The sequence below is a fragment of the Micromonospora sp. S4605 genome (assembly GCF_003176715.1).
Lineage (GTDB): Bacteria > Actinomycetota > Actinomycetes > Mycobacteriales > Micromonosporaceae > Micromonospora > Micromonospora echinaurantiaca.
Genome location: NZ_QGSW01000123.1, coordinates 1 through 1,848 on the forward strand (window position 1 = coordinate 1; position 1,848 = coordinate 1,848).

Genomic DNA, 1,848 nt, shown 5'->3' on the forward strand with positions numbered 1-1,848 from the left:
CGCCGGACGCGCGAACATCGCTCACGCTCGCCGCGACCTACACGACCGCCGCGACGTCTTCGCCACCTACGGCATCTAACAAACCATGATCAAACCGGACACACCCGAACAACGCCGGGGCCGTGGGCGAATACCAGCACGAGATCGAAGAACAACTCCAAAAAGTTGGCCTGCCGCGAGTCCTCCTCGCCTCGAAGGATGCTCTCCAGCCTCGCCTCCGACCTCTGCTCCACCCGCCCATGGTCGCCAGATATTTTCGTCCCCAGGACTGATTCGGCCGTTTGTCTGGCTACCTCGCCGTCGATGCTCTAGATGTAATGCCCAGCAGCGTTGTTGACGCGGGTGATGGGTGGTTTGCCGCCGAGTGAGGTGTGGCTGCCGTGGTGGTTGCAGCTGTGGAGCCAGGCGGGTAGGGGGCATCCGGGCCGCGAGGTTCCCGGCCGGCAAGATGACCGATGCCGGCCACGTCTTCTACGAGTTCTCCGACGCGCTGCTCTTTCCCGGCTACTTCGGTTGGAACTGGGACGCGTTGTCCGACTGTCTCCGGGATCTGAGCTGGTTGCCCGCGGACGGCTACCTGATCGTCATCGAGAACGCGCCCCGGCTGCTGTCGAGCAGCGTCGAGGATCAGCACACCCTTCCGGATCCTGTCGGAGGCCGTACACCACTGGGCGAGCCCGCTCGGCCAACCACATGGCAAGGCCGTTCCATTCACGGTGCTGCTGCTATGCGACCACGACGAGGAGACGGCACTCCTGCGAAAGAACATCGACAACGCACTCCACAGGTCCGCCACCTCATACCATAAACCAAATTCCCTGCTACCGTCACCAAACCCATGAGCCAAAGCGGATCCCAAGCCGCGGCTTTCTTCCGCGAAATCGCGCGCCACCGCGTCGTCTGGTACGTCCGCGCGCCCAGGCGGCGGCGCGTGCGGCCCGTTCGGGGCCGCCTTGAAGACGTACAGAAACTTTGAACGGGGATTCTGGTGACAATTTGTCCGACTCCGGTTGATGCGTTACACGTTGGCTTCAATTGATGCGTGACACTCCGCCGAGTGCTGGTGGAGATGAGCGTGACCGAACAGCGGTATCGGGCCGTGTTGGAGGTTCAGGCCGGGCTTGCGGTGACGGAGGTGGCCGACCGGTTCGGCGTCTCCCGGCAGGCGGTGCACCGGTGGCTGCGCTGGTATGCCGAAGAGGGCTTGGACGGATTGCGGGACCGCTCGCACCGGCCCCAGGGACACCCGGCCCAGACGCCGGCTGAGGTTGAGTCGGCGATCTGCGAGCTGCGCCGCAACCATCCTCGGTGGGGTCAGCGGCGGCTGCACTACGAGCTGGGCCGCCGTGGTTGCCCCGGCCCTGTGCCGTCGTTGAGCACCATCTACCGGGTGCTGGTCCGGCACGGGCTGATCGACCCGACACCTCGGCGGCGCCGTCGGGAGGACTACCGGCGGTGGGAACGTGGCCGGCCGATGGAGCTGTGGCAGTTGGACATCGTGGGTGGTGTCATGCTCGCCAACGGCCGGGAGGCCAAGGTAGTCACCGGCGTGGACGATCACTCCCGGTTCTGCGTGATCGCCGCCGTCGTTCCTCGGGCCACCGGCCGGGCGGTTTGCCTTGCGTTCGTCGAGGCTTTGCAGCGGTTCGGGGTGCCCGAGGAGGTGCTCACGGACAACGGCAAGCAGTTCACCGCCCGATTCAACGCCGGTGGTGGGGAGGTGTCGGGGTACTCGTTGGAGTGCAGAGGTGAGTACGGCTGATCTTGCAGAGGTCAGGTGTCGTGGTGGGCGCCTTGTTCGTCACGGTGGGTTGCGTCTTGCAGGCGCAGGCGGGTGAGGCCGAGCAT

1 protein-coding gene and 2 pseudogenes are annotated in these 1,848 nt (G+C 65.3%); 2 read left to right on the forward strand and 1 reads right to left on the reverse strand.

Annotated elements, in window-relative coordinates:
* Positions 1–308 precede the first annotated feature (308 nt).
* Positions 309–413: pseudogene (locus DLJ47_RS36705) on the reverse strand (IS481 family transposase); the annotation flags it as partial.
* A gap of 35 nt (positions 414–448) precedes the next feature.
* Between DLJ47_RS36705 and DLJ47_RS08075 the strand changes: the two are divergent.
* Positions 449–808 (forward strand): barstar family protein, encoded by a 360-nt coding sequence (locus tag DLJ47_RS08075; protein WP_233257717.1) that lies wholly within the window; start codon positions 449–451, stop codon positions 806–808.
* A gap of 261 nt (positions 809–1,069) precedes the next feature.
* Positions 1,070–1,714: pseudogene (locus tag DLJ47_RS08080) on the forward strand (helix-turn-helix domain-containing protein); the annotation flags it as partial.
* Positions 1,715–1,848: the final 134 nt, after the last annotated feature.

What these genes read in the sequence shown, in the direction of transcription:
- DLJ47_RS08075 (WP_233257717.1), top strand. Translation starts at nt 449, where the DNA reads ATGACCGATGCCGGCCACGTCTTCTACGAGTTCTCCGACGCGCTGCTC.